Below are 17148 nucleotides of genomic sequence, written 5' to 3'. Positions count from 1 at the left end.
TGATGTTTCGCGCCAAATTATCGGTCCCCGCCTGGATCGCGCTCAGCGCCGCGGCTGTGCTGGCTGCTGGCTGCTCGTCGACCTCCGTCGACAAGACCGCCAACTGGAGCCCCAACCGCATCTATTCGGAAGCCAAGGACGAGGCCGGATCGGGCGCCTACGACAAGGCCGTGCCGCTGTACGAGAAGCTCGAAGGCCGCGCCGCCGGCACGCCGCTCGCGCAGCAGGCGCAGCTCGAAAAGGCCTACGCCCAGTACAAGTCGGGCGAAAAGGCGAACGCCATCGCCACCGTCGACCGCTTCATGAAGCTGCATCCGGCGAGCCCCGCCATCGACTATGCGCTCTACCTCAAGGGCGTGATCAACTTCAACGACGACCTTGGCATGTTCGCGTTCATGACGCGCCAGGACCTGTCCGAGCGCGACCAGAAGGCCGCCAAGGAATCTTTCGAGTCGTTCAAGGACCTCGTCACGCGCTTCCCCGAGTCGCGCTACACCCCTGACGCGCGCCAGCGCATGAACTACATCGTGAACTCGCTCGCGCAGTACGAAGTTCACGTGGCGCGCTACTACTATTCGCGCGGCGCCTACCTGGCGGCCATCAACCGCGCCCAGGTCGCGCTGTCCGACTACCGCGAAGTACCGGCGCTCGAAGAAGCCCTGTACATCATGGTGAAGTCGTACGACGCCCTCGGCATGAAAGACCTGCGCGACGACACCCAACGCGTGCTGACCACCAACTATCCGAAGAGCACCTACCTCGCGAACGGCTTCAAGGGCAAGGACGATCCCTGGTGGAAGCTCTGGTAGCCCCTAACTAAGTCTTGAGTGCGTCCAGCGCGGCCTCGAAATCCGATTCGTTTTCGAGCCGCCGCATCGGTGGCAGCGCCGCCAGCAACCGGCGGCCGTAGCCCATGGCCACCAGCCGCGTATCGCAGATCGCCAGTACGCCGCTGTCGGTTTCGCGCCGAATCAATCGGCCCGCCCCCTGCTTGAGCGCCACGGCCGCCTCGGGCAGCGAATAGTCGGCAAACGAACTGCGCCCCTGCGCTTCAAGGCGCTGCGAGCGCGCCTCGACCAGCGGATCGTTCGGCGGCGGGAACGGCAGCTTGTCGATCACCACCAGTTGCAACACATCGCCCGGTGCGTCGAAGCCTTCCCAGAACGAGGCCGACGCCACCAGCACGCAGCCTGCGCGCCCGGCGCTCGCGCCTTCGCGGAAGCGATCCATCAGCACGCGCTTGGGCAGCTCGCCCTGCACCAGCACTTCGGGGCGCGCTTGCGCGTCGAGCAGTTCGAATTGCTGCCTCATCTCGTCGCCGATGGTGCGCAGTGCGCGAAGCGTGGTCGTCAGCACCAGCGTGCGGCCGCCCAGCTCGGTCGCGCCGCGCGCGGCCAGTTGCGCGACGCGCTGGCTGTGCGACGGATCGTTGGGCTTGGGAAACGCACGCGGCACATAGAGCGCAGCCTGCGAGGCATAGTCGAACGGGCTTTGCACGCGCAGCACTTCCGCGTCCTGCAGGCCGCAGGGCTCGGTGAACCAGCGCAGCGTGGGCTCGTCGCCCAGCGTTGCGGAGGTGAAGACCCAGGCGCGGCCGCCATCTTGCTGCGCCGCCGTCTCGCGCGCCGGCCGCTCGCCATAGCCGTCGAGATCCTCGTCGTCGCCATCGGCCGCATCGAGGTCTGCCTCGGCGATCTTGAGCACCCGCTTGCGCATGGCGTCGGCGATGTCCAGCGGCGATTCGATGAGCCGCAGCTGCGAGCCCACATCGACCCAGCGCACCAAATCGATCTCGCATGGCAGGGCGAAGCGCGCGATGCGCTTCGCGAGTTGGCGGGCCCGCTCGTGCAGCCGCACGAAGTCGGGCGAGATTTCGCTGACGGTGGCGAGCCCCTCGGCCGACAGCTCGAACGCTTGCAGCAGGTCGTCCAGCGCTTGCTGCCACGCATCGGGATCGACACCCTCGGGCGAGGCACCCAGCCAGCGCAGCTTGGCGCCGGGCCATTGCTTGCCGACCACGAGCCGCAGTTCGCGCGCGGCGCGCTCGACTGCCGCGACCAGTTGCTGCCAGTCGACCAGGCCGCGCGCATGCTGCAGGCCGGCACCCAGCATGTCACGCGCAAAGTCGAGCGCCTGCCCGCTGCCGAGCTGCGCACCGAGAAACTGCACGCCGGTTTCGTTGAGCTGGTGCGCTTCGTCGAACACCACCACGCTCACGGTCGGCAGAAGCTCCGCCATGCCGGTCTCGCGTACCGCGAGGTCGGCAAAGAACAGATGGTGGTTGATGACCACGATGTCGGCCGCCAGCGCCTCGCGCCGTGCCAGGTTGACATGGCAGGGCTTGAACTGCGGGCATTGCGCGCCCAGGCAGTTCTCTCGCGTGGAGGTGATCAGCGGGATCAGCGGCGAGCGCTCGTCCAGCCCCGGCAGCTCGGCCAGGTCGCCGGTGCGCGTGGCCTTCGACCACTGCTCGATCTTGGCAAGCGTGCGCAAGCTGCCGCGTTCAGGCAAGGAGGCATCGTGGCGCGCCAGATCGAGCCGGTGCAGGCAAAGATAGCTGCCGCGCCCCTTGAGCAGCGCGGTGCGCACTGGCAGCCCGAAGGCTTCGACAAGACGCGGCAGGTCGCGGCCGAACAACTGGTCCTGCAGCGTCTTGGTGGCGGTCGAGAGCAGTACGCGTTCGCCGCTCAGCAGGGCCGGCACGAGATACGAAAAAGTCTTGCCCACCCCGGTGCCCGCTTCGACCACCAGCACGCCGCCCTGGTCGATGGTGCGGGCCACGGCTATCGCCATCTCGGTCTGACCCGCGCGCTCGCGGAACTGCTCGGCGGCACGCGACAGCGCGCCGTCCTGCGCGAAGGCGTCGCGCACCTGGTCTTCGAGCGCCCCCGTCACGCCGGCTCTTTCGGGTCGAGGTCGTTTTCGAGGCGCGCGATCTGGTCGCGCAGTGCGAGGCGGCGCTTTTTCAGGCGCCGCAGCAACAGCTCGTCTTGCGGCGAGCCCTCAGCCAGCCGGTCGATGGTGGCGTCGAGATCGGCATGCTCGATGCGCAATTCGATCAGCTGGCGGGAAAGGGAGTGAAGATTGGAGTCCAACGGTGGGGAGCGGCTGCGAGGTTTTCGCGGCGCATGTTCATTCGATAATACGTCCTGACACGAATCTCCGAGAAGACAGAAACACGCGCTTCGGCGCATATGCCTCATGACCCAAGGCTTTCGACTCGCCGCGGCCACCGGACTCCACAAGGGAGACCGCCCGTACCAACAAGACCAGGTGCTGATGATGAGCCATCCACGCGTGCCTGGCTGCGTGCTGGGCATCGTGGCCGACGGCATGGGCGGGCGCAGCGGCGGGCGCAAGGCCTCCGATCAGGTGCTGATGACGGCACGCCAGCTCTTCGCCCGCTACCAGCCCAGCCGCGACGACCCCGAAGCCGTGCTGAAGCAGATCCTCGAAGACTCGCACACGGTCATCAAGCTCACCGCCGTTTCCAGCGAACAGGAGCCGCACAGCACGCTCGCGGCCTTCCTCATGACCCCCAAGGGCGACTGTGCCTGGATCCATGCCGGCGACTCGCGCATCTATCACTTCCATGACGGGCAGCTCGTCAAGCGCACGCGCGACCATTCGTACGTGCAGGTGCTGATCGACCGCGGCCAGATCACCGAGGCCCAGGCCAACGTCCACCCGCAAGGCAACATCCTGCTCGGCTGCCTGGGCATGACGACCACGCCGCCGCCCATCGACCCCTACTACATTCCGAAGATGGAACCGGGCGACCTGCTGATGGCCTGCAGCGACGGACTGTGGCATTACTTCAGCCCCGAAGAGCTGGCGAGCGTGCTGTACGCGCAGCCGCCGCGCGATGCGGTCGAAATCCTGGTGGGTGAAGCGCGCCGTCGAGCCCGGGGCACGGGCGACAACATCTCGATTGTCGTCCTGAAGTTCGATCCGCTGCCGGCGACAACCGCCTGAGCGGCGCCCCTGCCTTCTTGCCCCGCTCAGGGTGTGGCCGGCGGCGGCGGCAGCGGCGCCGCGCGCGGCTTGCTGCGATTGGCGTTCTGCCGCTCGCGGCTGGCCCTGTGCTCTTCGGCCCGCTTCTGTTTGTCTTCGAAACGCTTGACGGCGGCAGGCGCCTCGGCCTGCCGCTGGGCGGCCTTGGCCTGCTCGTCGGAATGGGCCTGCTGCTTGGACCGAAACTGGCGTTCGCGCTCGGCAGCATCGGCGGCCGTGGCGGCGCGGCTGGCCGCATGGTCGGCCGCGCGCTGCTCGCGGTCCCTCTGGCCCTGGATCGACTCCTCCTGCTTCTCGCGGGTGTCCTGCGGGCGCTGGGTGCCGGCCTTCTGGTCAAGCTTTTGCAGCTCGGCCGCGCCGCTGCGCTGGCGCTGGATGTCGTTGATCGCTGTTTCCTGCCGCTTGATATTGTCGGTTTCCTTGCGACGCCGGCCCCGGCTCTCGCGCAGGCAGTCTTCCACCGCGAACTTCTTGTAGCAGGCGGCCCGCTCTTCGACAAAACGCTTCTCGATGACCTCGCGCTCGCTGGAGAGCCGGCGCTTCTCGGCCTCGAGGTCGGCACTGCCCGTAGCGGCATTGGACTGTGCCCACAGCGGAAGGCTGGCCAACGTCATCAGCAGGGCAAGAGCGATTTTTTTCATGTGAGTCGGGTGTCGACGATGCGGCGTTCGAGGGCGAGAAACTCGCTCGATTGCATTTCGGTGAGCCGGGAGACCGTGCGCGGAAACTCGTGCGACAGCGGCCCTTCCGTGTACAACGCCTCGGGCGGAACCTCAGCCGACATGATGAGCTTGCAGCGCCGGTCGTACAAGACGTCGACCAGCCATGTGAAACGGCGCGCTTCCGAGGCCATGCGCACCGGCATGTGCGGCACGTCGGACAGCAGCACAGTGTGGAACTGGCTGGCGATCTCGAGGTAGTCGTTCTGCGAGCGCGGACCGCCGCACAGCGTCTTGAAATCGAACCAGACCACGCCGCCGGCCTTGCGCAGTGCGCGGATCTCGCGCTGCTCGATGTGCAGGATCGGGTTTTCGTCAGCCGTCTCGGCCAGCTTGTCGAAGGCCTTGCGCATCTCCTTCTCGGCGGCCCCGTCGTTCGGCGTGAGGTACATGCGCAGCTGTTCGAGCGTGCGGCGCCGGTAGTCGGTGCCGTTGTCGACGCTCAGCACTTCGAGCTTCTCGTTCAGGAGCGCAATGGCCGGCAGGATGCGGTCGCGGTGCAAGCCACCGGGATACAGATCGTCGGGCTTGAAGTTCGAGGTGGTGACAAAGCCCACGCCGTTCTCGAACAGCGACACCAGCAGCCGATGAAGAATCATCGCGTCGGTGATGTCCGCCACATGGAACTCGTCGAAGCAGATCAGCTTGTAGCGCTTCGATATGCGCAGCCCCAGCTCGTCGAGCGGGTTCACCGTGCCCTGCAACTCGCGCAGCTCGCGGTGCACTTCCCGCATGAACTCGTGAAAGTGCAGGCGCGTCTTGCGCCGCAGCGGCACCGCATTGAAGAACAGGTCCATCAGGAAGCTCTTGCCCCGACCGACGCCACCGTACATGTAGACGCCGCGCGGGAGCTCCGGCCGGTTGATGAACTTCTTCAGCGCATTCGAGCGCTGGGCCTTGTAGGCGGCCCATTCGCTGGCGCAGCGATCCAGCGCCTCCACGGCGCGCAGCTGCGCGGGATCGCTCCTGAACCCGCGCGTAGCGAGTTCCGCCTCGTAGGCCTGTTTGACGCTGGTCAAAAGATCGGTGAGATCAGAAGTTCAGCGTGCGCTTGTCCACGGCGAGTGCCGCTTCCTTCGTGGCTTCCGACAGCGACGGGTGCGCATGGCAGATACGCGCGATGTCTTCCGCGCTGGCCTTGAACTCCATCGCCACCACGGCTTCGGAGATCAGTTCGCTCGCTTGCGGACCCACGATGTGCACGCCCAGGATCTCGTCGGTCGCTGCGTCGGCCAGGAACTTGACCATGCCGGTCGTGTCGCCCAGCGCGCGTGCGCGGCCGTTCGCGAGGAACGGGAATGTGCCGGCCTTGTATGCACGGCCCGCGGCCTTGAGCTGCTGCTCGGTCTGGCCGACCCATGCGATCTCGGGGCTGGTGTAGATCACCCACGGGACCGTGTTGAAGTTCACGTGGCCATGCTGGCCCGCGATGCGCTCCGCCACGGCAACGCCCTCTTCCTCGGCCTTGTGCGCCAACATCGGGCCGCGCACCACGTCGCCGATGGCCCAGACGTTGGGCAGGTTGGTCTTGCAGTCGTCATCGACGTTGATGGCGCCGCGCTCGTCGAGCTTCAGGCCCACGGCTTCGGCATTCAGGCCGATGGTGTTGGGCACGCGGCCGATCGACACGATCAGCTTGTCGACTTCCAGCGTCTGGGCTTCGCCCTTGGCGTTGGTCCAGGCAACGCTCACGCCCTTCTTCGACGACTTGATCTCGCCGACCTTCACGCCGAGCTCGATCTTGAGCTTCTGCTTGTCGAAGGCCTTCTTGGCTTCCTTGGCGATCTGCTCGTCCACAGCGCCCAGGAACGTCGGCAGTGCTTCGAGCACCGTGACTTCCGCGCCGAGGCGGCGCCACACCGAACCCATCTCGAGGCCGATGACACCCGAACCGATCAGGCCCAGCTTCTTCGGCACAGCGCCGATGCGCAGCGCGCCGTCGTTCGAGAGGATGTTCTCCTCGTCGAACGGCGTGCCCGGCAGCGCGCGGGCATTGGAGCCCGTGGCCACGATGATGTGCTTGCCGCTGATCGACTCTTCGGCGGCGCCCGCCACCTTGATCTCGTAGCCGGCTGCATCGGTCTTCACGAACGAGCCGCGGCCATGGAAGAAGCTGATCTTGTTCTTCTTGAACAGATACAGGATGCCGTCGTTGTTCTGCTTCACGACCTGGTCCTTGCGGGCCAGCATCTTGTCGATGTCGAGGCCCAGGCCTTCGACCTTGATGCCGTGGTCCGCGAAGTGGTGGCCGGCCTGCTCGAAGTGCTCCGACGATTGCAGCAGCGCCTTCGAGGGGATGCAGCCGACGTTGGTGCAGGTGCCGCCCGGTGCGGGGCCACCCTTGCCGTTCTTCCACTCGTCGATGCAGGCCACGTTGAAGCCCAGTTGCGCGGCGCGGATCGCCGCAATGTAGCCGCCGGGGCCGCCGCCGATGACGACGACGTCGAATTGCTTGTTTGCCATCTGGTTCTTTCTCCCGGATCAGATGTCGAACAGCAGGCGCGACGGGTCTTCCAGCGCTTCCTTCATGGCGACCAGGCCCAGCACGGCTTCACGGCCGTCGATGATGCGGTGGTCGTAGCTCATGGCGAGGTAGTTCATCGGGCGAACGACGATCTGGCCGTTCTCGACGACGGCGCGGTCCTTGGTGGCGTGCACGCCGAGGATGGCCGACTGGGGCGGGTTGATGATCGGGGTCGAGAGCATCGAGCCGAAGGTGCCGCCATTCGAAATGGAGAACGTGCCGCCGGTCATGTCTTCGATGCCCAGCTTGCCGTCTTGTGCCTTCTTGCCGAACTCGGCGATCTTCTTCTCGATGTCGGCAAAGCTCATCTGGTCGGCATTGCGCAGGATCGGCACCACCAGGCCGCGCGGCGAACCGACGGCGATACCGATGTCGAAGTAGCCGTGGTACAGGATGTCGTTGCCGTCGACCGAGGCGTTGATCACCGGGTACTTCTTCAGTGCATGCACCGCGGCCTTCACGAAGAAGCTCATGAAGCCGAGCTTCACGCCGTGTTCCTTGGTGAAGCTGTCCTGGAAGCGCTTGCGCAGCTCCATGACGGGCGCCATGTTCACTTCATTGAAGGTCGTCAGGATGGCGTTGGTCGATTGCGACTGCAGCAGGCGCTCGGCGATACGGGCGCGCAGGCGGCTCATCGGCACGCGCTGCTCGGGGCGCTCGCCCAGGTCGGGCGCGCTGGTGGGCGCGGCGACTTGCGGCAGTGCGGGCTTGGCGGCCGGTGCGGGAATGATGGCCGCGGGCTTGGCGCCCGAAGCGACCGCGCCGAGCACGTCGCCCTTGGTGACACGGCCGTCCTTGCCGGTGCCGGCCACGTCGCTGGTCTTCAGGTTGTTGTCGGCCAGCAGCTTGGCGGCGGCGGGCATGGCCACGTCGGCCTTCGAACCGCCGGTGGCGGCGGCAGCAGCTGCCGGTGCAGGCGCGGCGGCAGCCGGAGCTGCGGCAGGCGCAGCCGCCGGTGCGGCGGCCGAAGCCTTGCCATCGGTGTCGATCTTGGCGATCAGCTGATCGGCCACCACGGTGGCGCCATCGGGCTGCACGATTTCGGCCAGCACGCCAGCCGAGGGCGCGGGCACTTCCAGCACGACCTTGTCGGTCTCGATCTCGATCAGGATTTCATCGACGGCGACGGCTTCGCCGGCCTTCTTCTTCCAGGTGAGCATGGTGGCTTCGGCCACGGATTCGGAAAGCTGGGGGACTTTGACTTCTACGATAGACATTTGGAGTGAGCTCCGATTTTTTCTTCAGGGTGTTCGTGTGAAAAAAGGCTTTTGATTACTTGGTCAGCACGAAGCCCTTGAGCTTGCCGAACGCGCCATCGACGAGCGCCTTCTGCTGTTCCTGGTGCAGGTGCGAGTAGCCCACCGCCGGCGATGCCGAGGCAGCACGGCCGGAGTAGCCGAGCTTCTGGCCGTCCTGCATGTTTTCGTGGATGTAGTGCTGCACGAAGAACCAGGCGCCCTGGTTCTGCGGCTCGTCCTGGCACCACACCACGTCGACGAGGTTCGGGTACTTCTTGATCTCGGCAGCGAAAGCCTTGTGCGGGAAGGGGTAGAGCTGCTCGACGCGGATGATCGCCACGTCCTCGGTGCCCTGCTCTTCGCGCTTCTTGGCCAGGTCGTAGTAGACCTTGCCGGAGCAGGCGATCAGGCGCTTGACCTTCTCGGCCTTCAAGCCCTTGCTGTCGGGAATGACGGTCTGGAAGCTGCCCTTGGTGAACTCGGACAGCGGCGAGGTCGCGTCCTTGTTGCGCAGCAGCGACTTGGGCGTCAGGATGATCAGCGGCTTGCGCAGGTTGCGCACCATCTGGCGGCGCAGCACGTGGAAGATCTGGCTGGCCGTGGTCGGCTGCACCACCTGCATGTTGGTGTCGGCGCTCAGCTGCATGAAGCGCTCCAGGCGAGCCGAGCTGTGCTCGGGGCCCTGGCCTTCGTAGCCGTGCGGCAGCATCATCGTGAGGCCATTGACGCGGCCCCACTTCACTTCGCCGGAAGCGATGAACTGGTCGATCACCACCTGCGCGCCGTTCACGAAGTCGCCGAACTGGGCTTCCCAGATCACGAGCGTGTTCGGGTCGTTCGAGGCGTAGCCGTATTCGAATGCGAGCACGGCCTCCTCCGACAGGATCGAGTCGATCACGACGAACGGCGCCTGGTTGTCGGCCACGTTCTGCAGCGGCGTATAGGTGCCGGTGTCGAACTTCTCGCGGTTCTGATCGTGCAGCACGGCGTGGCGGTGCGTGAACGTGCCGCGGCCCGAGTCTTCGCCCGACAGGCGGATCGGGTAGCCGCTGGCCACCAGCGATGCGAAGGCCATGTGCTCGCCCATGCCCCAGTCGACGTTCACGTCGCCGCGGCCCATGGCGGCGCGGTCATCCAGCACCTTCTTCACGAGCGGGTGCACAGTGAAGCCCTCGGGCACGAAGGTGATCTTCTCGGCCAGGCGCTTCCACTCGCTCGAGGGAATGGCGGTGTCGCCGGCGTCGGTCCACTTCTTGTTGAGGTACGGGCTCCAGTCGACGGCGTACTTGCTCTTGAAGTTGGTGAGCACGGGGTCGACGGTGTTCTTGCCTTCGTCGAAGGCGGCGCGCTGCGCCTTGACCATGTCGTCGCCGAGCGTGTCGCCCAGGCCTTGCGCGGCCAGCTTGTCGGCGTACAGCTTGCGCGTGCCGGGGTGGACTGCGATCTTCTTGTACATGAGCGGCTGGGTGAGCGAGGGGGTGTCCTGCTCGTTGTGGCCCAGCTTGCGGAAGCAGATGATGTCCACGACCACGTCCTTCTGGAATTCCATGCGGAAGTCCAGCGCGATCTGGGTGGCGAGCACCACGGCTTCGGGGTCGTCGCCGTTCACGTGCAGCACCGGCGCCTCGATCATCTTGACGATGTCCGAGCAGTACAGCGTCGAGCGGCTGTCGCGCGGGTCGCTGGTGGTGAAGCCGATCTGGTTGTTGATGACGATGTGCACCGTGCCGCCGGTGGAGTAGCCGCGGGTCTCGGCCAGCGCCAGCGTTTCCATCACGACGCCCTGGCCTGCGAAGGCGGCGTCGCCGTGCACGATCACGGGCAGCACCTGCTTGCCCAGCGGGTCGCCGCGGCGGTCCATGCGGGCGCGCACCGAGCCTTCGACCACGGGGTTCACGATCTCGAGGTGCGAGGGATTGAACGCGAGGCTCAGGTGCACCGGGCCGCCAGGGGTGGTCACATCCGAGCTGAAGCCCTGGTGGTACTTGACGTCGCCGCTGGGCAGGTCTTCGGGGGCGGTGTGGTCGAACTCGGCGAACAGGTCGGCCGGCATCTTGCCCAGCGAGTTGACCAGCACGTTCAGGCGGCCGCGGTGGGCCATGCCGATCACGATTTCCTGCACGCCCTTGGCGCCGGCCTGGTTGATCAGTTCGTCCATCGCGACGATGAAGCTCTCGCCGCCTTCGAGCGAGAAGCGCTTCTGGCCGACGTACTTGGTGTGCAGGAAGCGCTCGAGGCCTTCGGCGGCCGTGAGGCGGTTCAGCACATGCTTCTTCTGCTCGGCGCTGAGCTTGGGGTTGGTGCGGGCGCTTTCGAGCCGCTGCTGCCACCAGCGCTTGTGATTCTGGTCGGTGGTGTACATGTACTCGGCGCCCATCGTGCCGCAGTACGTTTCGCGCAAGGCGTTGAGCAGGTCGCGCAGCGACATGGTCTCCTTGCCGAAGAAGGTGTTGCTGGTATTGAACACCGTCTCGAGGTCGGCGTCGGTGAAGCCGTAGAACGAGGGTTCGAGTTCCGGGATCGAGGGACGCTCGGCGCGCTTGAGCGGATCGAGGTCGGCCCAGCGGGCGCCGACGTTGCGGTAGGCGGCGATCAGCTGCTGGACCGAGGTGCGCTTGCGGCCGAGCTCGGAGTCGGCGCCGCTGGCCTGCACGACCTTGGTCGTGCCCTGCTTCGCGCGTTCGGCGAAAGCATTGATGACCGGCAGGTGCGGAACGTCGCGGGTGTTGGTGCCATCGGCGGCGGGAACGTTCTGCAACGCGTCGAAATACGAACGCCAGTTGTCGGGCACGCTGCCGGGGTTGGCGAGGTAGTTCTCGTACATCTCTTCGACATAGGGCGCATTGCCACCGAAGAGGTAGGTGTTGCCTTGATAGGCTGTGTACGCCGTGGGCGTAGAAGAATCGCTCATGATCCGCTGACCTTCGCTTCCCTGAAGGAAGCACTAGCTGGTTAAGAAACCTTCCGCGACACGGCTGAACCGATTGGCGGATGCGACTGTGGCTGGGGAAGGGCCTGAGTACCTTGGCATTGTGCCACGTCAACCATATGACGGCCCAAAGGAGCTTCGCAACCCCTCCACTGCTCATTCAGGCGGAAGAGAGTAACTGTTTGATTTGCTGCAGCGTGGCGGGGTCGTCGATGGTGGTCAGGTCGCCCGGGTCGCGCTGCTCGCACACAGCCTGGATGGCACGGCGCAGCAGCTTGCCGCTGCGCGTCTTGGGCAGGCCGCTCACGAAACGCACGCGCGCTGGCCGCGCCAGCGCCCCGAGCTGGTCTGCCACCATCTTCATGATCTCGCCTTCGAGCTTGAGTGCCGCATCGGCGTCGCCCACGGCCTTGCCGTCCTTGGGAACGACGAAGGCCATCGCGACCTGGCCCTTGAGCGCGTCGGCCACGCCCACCACAGCGACCTCGGCCACGTTGGCGTGGCCCGAGATGCTCTCCTCGATCTCGCGCGTGCCGAGGCGGTGGCCTGCCACGTTGATCACGTCGTCGGTGCGACCGAGGATGTAGAAATAGCCGTCTTCGTCGCGAATGCCCCAGTCGAAGGTCGAGTAGACCATCTTGCCGGGCACGCTCTTCCAGTAGGTGTTGACGAAGCGCGCATCGTCCTTCCATACGGTCTGCATGAAGCCGGGCGGCGTCGGGCCTTCGACCACCACCACGCCCTTCTCGTTCGGGGCGGTCAGTTCTTCGCCGGTCGATTCATGCAGGATCTTGATGCGGTAGCCGTACATCGGCACGCCCGGGCTGCCGAACTTGCTGGGCTTGGCCTCCACGCCGTTGGCGATGGTGATCATCGGCCAGCCCGATTCGGTCTGCCAGTAGTTGTCGATGATCGGCACGCCCAGGCCTTCGCTGATCCAGCGTGCGGTGGGCTCGTCGAGCGGCTCGCCCGCCAAAAACAGCGCGCGCAGGCTCGACAGGTCGTACCTCTTCAACAGCGCCGGGTCCTGCTTCTTGAGCACGCGCACCGCGGTGGGAGCGCTGAACATCACCGTCACCTTGTACTTTTCGACGAGTCGCCACCAGATGCCGCCGTCGGGCTGCCGGTCGATGCCTTGCGTGGGCAGGCCCTCGTACATGATCGTCGCCATGCCCGCGATGAGCGGGCCGTAGACGATGTAGCTGTGGCCCACCACCCAGCCGATATCGCTGGTCGAGAAGTAGGTTTCGCCGGGTCGGCCGTCGAAGATGTGCTTCATGCTGGCGGCCAGCGCGACCGCGTAGCCGCCCACGTCGCGCTGCACGCCCTTGGGCTTGCCGGTCGTGCCGCTGGTGTAGATGGTGTAGCTGATGTCGGTGGAGGCGAGCCATGTGCAGGGCACCTTGGCGTCGAGGTGCTTGCGCCTGAGTTCGGCGGCCAGGTGGTCACGGCCCGCAGTCAGGTCCATGGATGCGAGGCCGCGGTCCGTGAGCAGCACCGCCGAGGGCTTGTGTTTCGACAGGCGGATCGCCTCGTCGAGCAAGGGCTTGTACGCAATGACCTTGCCGCCACGCGAGCCCGCATCGGCGCTCACGATCACCTTGGGCTCGGCGTCCTCGATGCGCGTGGCCAGCGAGCCGCTGGCGAATCCGCCGAACACCACGCAATGGATGGCGCCGATGCGCGCGCAGGCCAGCATCGCGAAGGCGGCCTCGGGAATCATAGGCATGTAGATGAGCACGCGATCGCCCTTGCCCACGCCGAGTTCGATCAGGCTGGCGGCGGTGCGCTGCACCTCGGCATGCAACTCGTTGAAGCTGCAGCTCTTCTCGACGCCGGTTTCGGTGGAGACGAAGACCAGCGCGGGCTGATCGCCCCGCGCGGCCAGATGCCGGTCGACCGCGTTGTGGCACAGGTTGGTCGTGCCGCCTACGAACCAGCGCGCAAAAGGCGGCCGGCTGGCATCCAGGATCTGTTGCGCGGGGTTTTGCCAGTCGATCAGCTTCGCCTGCTCGGCCCAGAAGGCCTCGGGCGCATCGACGGACTGGCGATAGAACTCTTCGTAGCGGCTCATCTGGGTATGTCTCCTGTTATTCATTCGGGTCTGGCAGCACCACCAAAACTGAATTCATAATTATGGAGGTCGATCTTGCAGCAAGCTGACGGCCGGAACAATCCGGCCGAGCCCTTCCTCCCGCCGCAGATGCGGTTACCGGACGAGCGAAAGCAATTCAGGAAACGCGGGGTGTTCCGCCGTGCGCAGCCACTCGAAACCGACCATCTCGGTCGTCACGAGTTCGGCACCGGCACCCGCCAGCCGGTCGAAGGCCGCGTCGCGGTTGCGCTCGGTGCGCGAACTGCAGGCATCGGTCACGACCCAGACTTCGAACTCGTCTTCCAGCAGGTCGAGCGCGGTCTGCAGCAGGCAGACATGGGCTTCGCAGCCGGCGATCACGATGCTGTTGCGCTCCTCGGCCGCGGCGGCGGGCTTTTGCAGATGCTTGGGCAGGCTGCGCGCATTGCCCTGCGGCGCCTTGGCCGGCACGCGCAGCCACTCGCCGAGGCCTTCCTCCACGCCGCTGAAATGCATCTTCGACAGGGTGCGCTGGCACAGCGCGCGGACGTCGGGCAGGTTTTCGCCAAGGCTGGAGGGGTTGTGCTCGGTGCCGAACACCGGCACCTGGAACAGGTGCGCCATCTTGCCGAGGCGCACTGCGTTCTGCGCGACGGCCTCGCCCTCGAAGATCGCCGGCATCAGCCGCGCCTGGTAGTCGACCAGAACGAGTTGGGAGAGCGAGGCGTCGAGCAGCATGAGCGGTGTCTTTCAGGTATCGGTTGAGTTGGGCTGAACCGTACCACCGAAAGGACCGCGTCGGGCTCTCTCGACCTGCGCCCGCCGGCACGGGCCGTCTGCCCGCATCGAGGCACGCCTAAACTGCGGCGCATGAAGCTGTTCTCCAAACGGGCGTGCCTCGCGGCGCTGGGCCTCGGCGCCGCGCTGCTCGCCGTGGCCTGCGGCGGCGTGCGCAAGGCCGTGGTGCCGATGGCGACTTCGCTCGAAAGGAGCAGCTGCGCACGCGGCGAGGTCGACACGCTGCTGGTCATGCTTCCCGGCGCCTACTCGGCGCCCGACGAGTTCGCGCGCGAGGGCTTCGTCCATGCCGTTCAGGAGAATCGCGTCGCGGCAGACGTGATGCTGGTCGACGCACATCTGGGCTACTACAACGACAAGACCATCCTCGATCGCCTGAACGCCGACGTGGTCGCGCCGGCGCGCAGCCAGGGCTACCGCCACCTCTGGTTCGTCGGCATTTCCCTCGGCGGTTTCGGCGGAATGCTCTATGCGCAGACACACCCCGGCGAACTCGCCGGGCTGGTGACGCTCGCGCCCTATCTCGGCGAGCGCGCGCTCGGCACGGACATCGCCAACGCGGGCGGCCTCGCCAGGTGGAACGGGCCGCTGGTCGACCCGGCCGCGAGCCCTCCGCGAACGCCCAACGAGACACAGCTCTGGCAATGGCTGCGCGGTTACGCGGGCTTCACGAACACGGCAGGCGTGCGGCCGCCGCTCTATCTGGGCTACGGCGTGGACGACCGCTTTGCCTTCAGCAACCGGCTACTGGCGAACGTACTGCCGCCCGAGCGCGTTTTCACGACAGAAGGCGGCCACGACTGGCCTGAGTGGAACCGCCTCTGGCGCCGGATGCTGCCGACCTTGCCGCTGCCGGGCTGCCCTGGCTGAAAATTCGCGCCGAACTCAGTTCGGCCGCAGGCGCAGCAGCTTGCCGTCGGCTTCGTCGGTGAGCACGTAGAGCAATCCATCCGGCCCCTGCTTCACGTCGCGTATGCGGGCGCGACCCTCGGCCAGCAGCTTGTGCTCGGCGACCACCTTTGCGCCTTTCAGCTCGATGCGGTCGAGATAGCCGAACTTGAGCGAGCCCACGAACAGGTTGCCCTTCCAGCCCGCGCCGTAGCGGTCGCTGGTCAGGAACGCCATGCCGGACGGCGCGATCGACGGCACCCAGTAGTGCAGCGGCTGCTCCATGCCCTCCTTGGCCGTGATGCCGTCGCCGATCTTTCCGCCGCCGTAGTTCTCGCCGTAGGTGATGACAGGCCAGCCGTAGTTGCGGCCGGCCTGCGGAATGTTGATTTCGTCGCCGCCCTGCGGCCCGTGCTCGGTCATCCAGAGGCGGCCGTCGGGCGCAAGCGTGGCGCCCTGTCCGTTGCGATGGCCGTAGCTCCAGATCTCGGGCAGCACGCCCGCCTTGCCGACGAAGGGGTTGTCCTTGGGCACCGTGCCGTCCTTGCCGATGCGCACGATCTTGCCCAGGTGGTTGTCGAGCTTCTGCGCGTCTTCCTTGCGACTGAAGCGGTCGCCCAGCGTGAGGAACAGCGCGCCATCGCGCGCCTCTACGATGCGGCAGCCGAAGTGGTTGCGGCTCGCGACCTTGGGCTGCTGGCTGAAGATGATCTTCAGCCCCTCGAGCTTGGTGCCGTCGGCCGACAGATTGGCGCGGGCCAGCGCGGTGCTGTTGGCCGAACCGCCGGCATCGGGTTCGGAGAAGCAGAAGTACAGCGTGCGGTTTTTCTCGAAGTCGGAGTCGGCCAGCACGTCGAGCAAGCCGCCCTGCCCGCCCGCCGCGATGAGAGGCAAGCCCGCGATGGGCGCCGAGATCTTCCCGTCGGCACCGACCAGCCGGAGGCGGCCGGGCCGCTCCGTCACCACGAAACGGCCACCCGGGAGGAAGGCGACGCCCCACGGGTTTTCAAGACCGGTAACCAACGTTTCAGGCCTCATCTGCGCCGCGGCGGTGGCGCAGAAACCGATTACCGTGACAAATGTCCAGAGACGAAGAGAAGCCAAAAGTGATAAGCGCGGCAAATTCATGGCTTTTCCGTGAAGTTGGGGCGATCTTGACGGGAAATAACGACTGAATCCAGCAAGAGCATCGATCAACCCGAGGTCCGAGGGCCCTTTCGAGGTCAACCGCTTATGGGCCATAAACGCTCGCCGTTACATTTTTTCCTGAACCGGATTAAAATTTCCCATGTAAATCAATGACTTACAAATGGATTCGCTAATTCTGTTTAAATTGACATAACCGCGCGTCATCAATATCCTACGCGCCATGCGTTTTTTCGTCCTTCCCGCGTCCCTTCTATTTGCCGTCGCCGTTCATGCGGCCCCCCAACAAGACAAGACCGATGACGAGTTGGCACGAATGCTCGCCGACAAGGGCATCATCGGACAGCTCAAGCAGGTTCGCCAGACCGTCACCGAACGCACTTCGGATCTCGTGGTGACCGCCATCGGCTTCCTCGGCGTTCCATACCGCCGCGGCGGCAACACCGCCGAATCGGGCTTCGATTGCAGCGGCTTCGTTCGCGCCATGTACAACCAGACCGTGGGCCACATGCTCCCGCGCCGCGCCGAAGAGCAAGCCGCCGCCACCGAGAAGATCGATCGCAGCCAGCTCAAGCCCGGCGATCTCGTGTTCTTCAACACCATGCGCCGCGCCTTCAGCCATGTCGGCATCTACGTCGGCGAAGGCAAGTTCATCCACTCGCCCCGCTCCGGCGCCCAGGTTCGCGTGGAAGACATGAACGGAAGCTACTGGCAACACCGCTTCGACGGCGCCCGCCGCGTGCTCGGCGGACCGACGGAAGAAGTCAAGGCTGCGGCTCTCGCCAACACCGGCAACTGAGCCCTCCGCAAGCCAGGAC

Annotated in this window: 14 protein-coding genes; 4 read left to right on the top strand and 10 right to left on the bottom strand. The window is 65.7% G+C overall.

Going from position 1 to position 17148, the window contains the following annotated elements; all coding sequences use genetic code 11:
• Window positions 1–2 precede the first annotated feature (2 nt).
• Window positions 3–809 (top strand): outer membrane protein assembly factor BamD, encoded by an 807-nt coding sequence (locus ACCC97_RS16205; protein WP_007828252.1) that lies wholly within the window; start codon window positions 3–5, stop codon window positions 807–809.
• Window positions 810–816: 7 nt separating this feature from the next.
• Here ACCC97_RS16205 and ACCC97_RS16200 read toward each other — a convergent pair whose 3' ends face one another.
• Together ACCC97_RS16200 and ACCC97_RS16195 are read right to left on the bottom strand one after the other, a co-directional pair.
• Complete coding sequence (locus ACCC97_RS16200) at window positions 817–2895, bottom strand: ATP-dependent DNA helicase (protein ID WP_413333862.1); 2079 nt, start codon at window positions 2893–2895, stop codon at window positions 817–819.
• Window positions 2892–3095 (bottom strand): YdcH family protein, encoded by a 204-nt coding sequence (locus ACCC97_RS16195; protein WP_007828249.1) that lies wholly within the window; start codon window positions 3093–3095, stop codon window positions 2892–2894. Before ACCC97_RS16195 ends, ACCC97_RS16200 begins: the two co-directional genes overlap by 4 nt.
• Before the next feature lie 106 nt (window positions 3096–3201).
• Between ACCC97_RS16195 and ACCC97_RS16190 the strand changes: the two genes are divergently transcribed.
• Entirely contained in the window at window positions 3202–3975 is a 774-nt protein-coding gene (locus ACCC97_RS16190) for a PP2C family protein-serine/threonine phosphatase (protein ID WP_007828247.1), read from the top strand.
• 26 nt (window positions 3976–4001) lie between these two features.
• Here ACCC97_RS16190 and ACCC97_RS16185 read toward each other — a convergent pair whose 3' ends face one another.
• The 7 genes from ACCC97_RS16185 to ACCC97_RS16155 form a co-directional block, all read right to left on the bottom strand.
• On the bottom strand, window positions 4002–4655 hold the full coding sequence (locus ACCC97_RS16185; protein ID WP_413333860.1) for a hypothetical protein: 654 nt from the start codon (window positions 4653–4655) through the stop codon (window positions 4002–4004).
• Window positions 4652–5752 (bottom strand): cell division protein ZapE, encoded by a 1101-nt coding sequence (zapE, locus tag ACCC97_RS16180; protein WP_413333858.1) that lies wholly within the window; start codon window positions 5750–5752, stop codon window positions 4652–4654. The genes ACCC97_RS16185 and zapE overlap by 4 nt, the downstream gene beginning before the upstream one ends.
• Before the next feature lie 13 nt (window positions 5753–5765).
• Window positions 5766–7196 carry a dihydrolipoyl dehydrogenase gene (gene lpdA, locus ACCC97_RS16175; RefSeq protein WP_413314683.1) on the bottom strand — a complete coding sequence of 477 codons (1431 nt, stop codon included), beginning with the start codon at window positions 7194–7196 and terminating at the stop codon, window positions 5766–5768.
• An 18-nt stretch (window positions 7197–7214) separates the two neighbouring features.
• Window positions 7215–8474: a 2-oxoglutarate dehydrogenase complex dihydrolipoyllysine-residue succinyltransferase gene (gene odhB / locus ACCC97_RS16170; RefSeq protein ID WP_413333856.1), complete on the bottom strand. Its 1260-nt coding sequence runs from the start codon at window positions 8472–8474 to the stop codon at window positions 7215–7217.
• Between the two features lie 55 nt (window positions 8475–8529).
• On the bottom strand, window positions 8530–11406 hold the full coding sequence (locus tag ACCC97_RS16165) for a 2-oxoglutarate dehydrogenase E1 component (RefSeq protein ID WP_007828239.1): 2877 nt from the start codon (window positions 11404–11406) through the stop codon (window positions 8530–8532).
• Window positions 11407–11584: 178 nt separating this feature from the next.
• Window positions 11585–13522, bottom strand: a complete 1938-nt coding sequence (locus tag ACCC97_RS16160) for a propionate--CoA ligase (RefSeq protein WP_413333854.1) — start codon at window positions 13520–13522, stop codon at window positions 11585–11587.
• A gap of 111 nt (window positions 13523–13633) precedes the next feature.
• Complete coding sequence (locus ACCC97_RS16155; protein ID WP_007828237.1) at window positions 13634–14236, bottom strand: isochorismatase family protein; 603 nt, start codon at window positions 14234–14236, stop codon at window positions 13634–13636.
• Window positions 14237–14368: 132 nt separating this feature from the next.
• On the opposite strand from ACCC97_RS16155, the gene ACCC97_RS16150 reads away from it, so the two are divergent.
• Window positions 14369–15166: an alpha/beta hydrolase gene (locus ACCC97_RS16150; protein WP_413333852.1), complete on the top strand. Its 798-nt coding sequence runs from the start codon at window positions 14369–14371 to the stop codon at window positions 15164–15166.
• 15 nt (window positions 15167–15181) lie between these two features.
• Here the strand turns inward: ACCC97_RS16150 and ACCC97_RS16145 are convergent, their stop codons facing one another.
• Entirely contained in the window at window positions 15182–16312 is a 1131-nt protein-coding gene (locus ACCC97_RS16145) for a PQQ-dependent sugar dehydrogenase (RefSeq protein ID WP_413333851.1), read from the bottom strand.
• A gap of 241 nt (window positions 16313–16553) precedes the next feature.
• Between ACCC97_RS16145 and ACCC97_RS16140 the strand changes: the two genes are divergently transcribed.
• On the top strand, window positions 16554–17129 hold the full coding sequence (locus ACCC97_RS16140; RefSeq protein WP_042672602.1) for a C40 family peptidase: 576 nt from the start codon (window positions 16554–16556) through the stop codon (window positions 17127–17129).
• Window positions 17130–17148: the final 19 nt, after the last annotated feature.

This window comes from Variovorax sp. Varisp85, from assembly GCF_047304045.1.
In the GTDB taxonomy this organism is placed as follows: Bacteria; Pseudomonadota; Gammaproteobacteria; order Burkholderiales; family Burkholderiaceae_C; genus Variovorax.
Note: the sequence above shows the minus strand (reverse complement) of the source record. Positions and strands in the feature narration are given on the sequence as shown.

What these genes read in the sequence shown, in the direction of transcription:
- ACCC97_RS16165 (WP_007828239.1), bottom strand. Translation starts at nt 11,406, where the DNA reads ATGAGCGATTCTTCTACGCCCACGGCGTACACAGCCTATCAAGGCAAC.
- ACCC97_RS16205 (WP_007828252.1), top strand. Translation starts at nt 3, where the DNA reads ATGTTTCGCGCCAAATTATCGGTCCCCGCCTGGATCGCGCTCAGCGCC.
- ACCC97_RS16190 (WP_007828247.1), top strand. Translation starts at nt 3,202, where the DNA reads ATGACCCAAGGCTTTCGACTCGCCGCGGCCACCGGACTCCACAAGGGA.
- ACCC97_RS16185 (WP_413333860.1), bottom strand. Translation starts at nt 4,655, where the DNA reads ATGAAAAAAATCGCTCTTGCCCTGCTGATGACGTTGGCCAGCCTTCCG.
- ACCC97_RS16150 (WP_413333852.1), top strand. Translation starts at nt 14,369, where the DNA reads ATGAAGCTGTTCTCCAAACGGGCGTGCCTCGCGGCGCTGGGCCTCGGC.
- lpdA (WP_413314683.1), bottom strand. Translation starts at nt 7,196, where the DNA reads ATGGCAAACAAGCAATTCGACGTCGTCGTCATCGGCGGCGGCCCCGGC.
- ACCC97_RS16160 (WP_413333854.1), bottom strand. Translation starts at nt 13,522, where the DNA reads ATGAATAACAGGAGACATACCCAGATGAGCCGCTACGAAGAGTTCTAT.
- ACCC97_RS16140 (WP_042672602.1), top strand. Translation starts at nt 16,554, where the DNA reads ATGCGTTTTTTCGTCCTTCCCGCGTCCCTTCTATTTGCCGTCGCCGTT.
- odhB (WP_413333856.1), bottom strand. Translation starts at nt 8,474, where the DNA reads ATGTCTATCGTAGAAGTCAAAGTCCCCCAGCTTTCCGAATCCGTGGCC.
- ACCC97_RS16155 (WP_007828237.1), bottom strand. Translation starts at nt 14,236, where the DNA reads ATGCTGCTCGACGCCTCGCTCTCCCAACTCGTTCTGGTCGACTACCAG.
- ACCC97_RS16145 (WP_413333851.1), bottom strand. Translation starts at nt 16,312, where the DNA reads ATGAATTTGCCGCGCTTATCACTTTTGGCTTCTCTTCGTCTCTGGACA.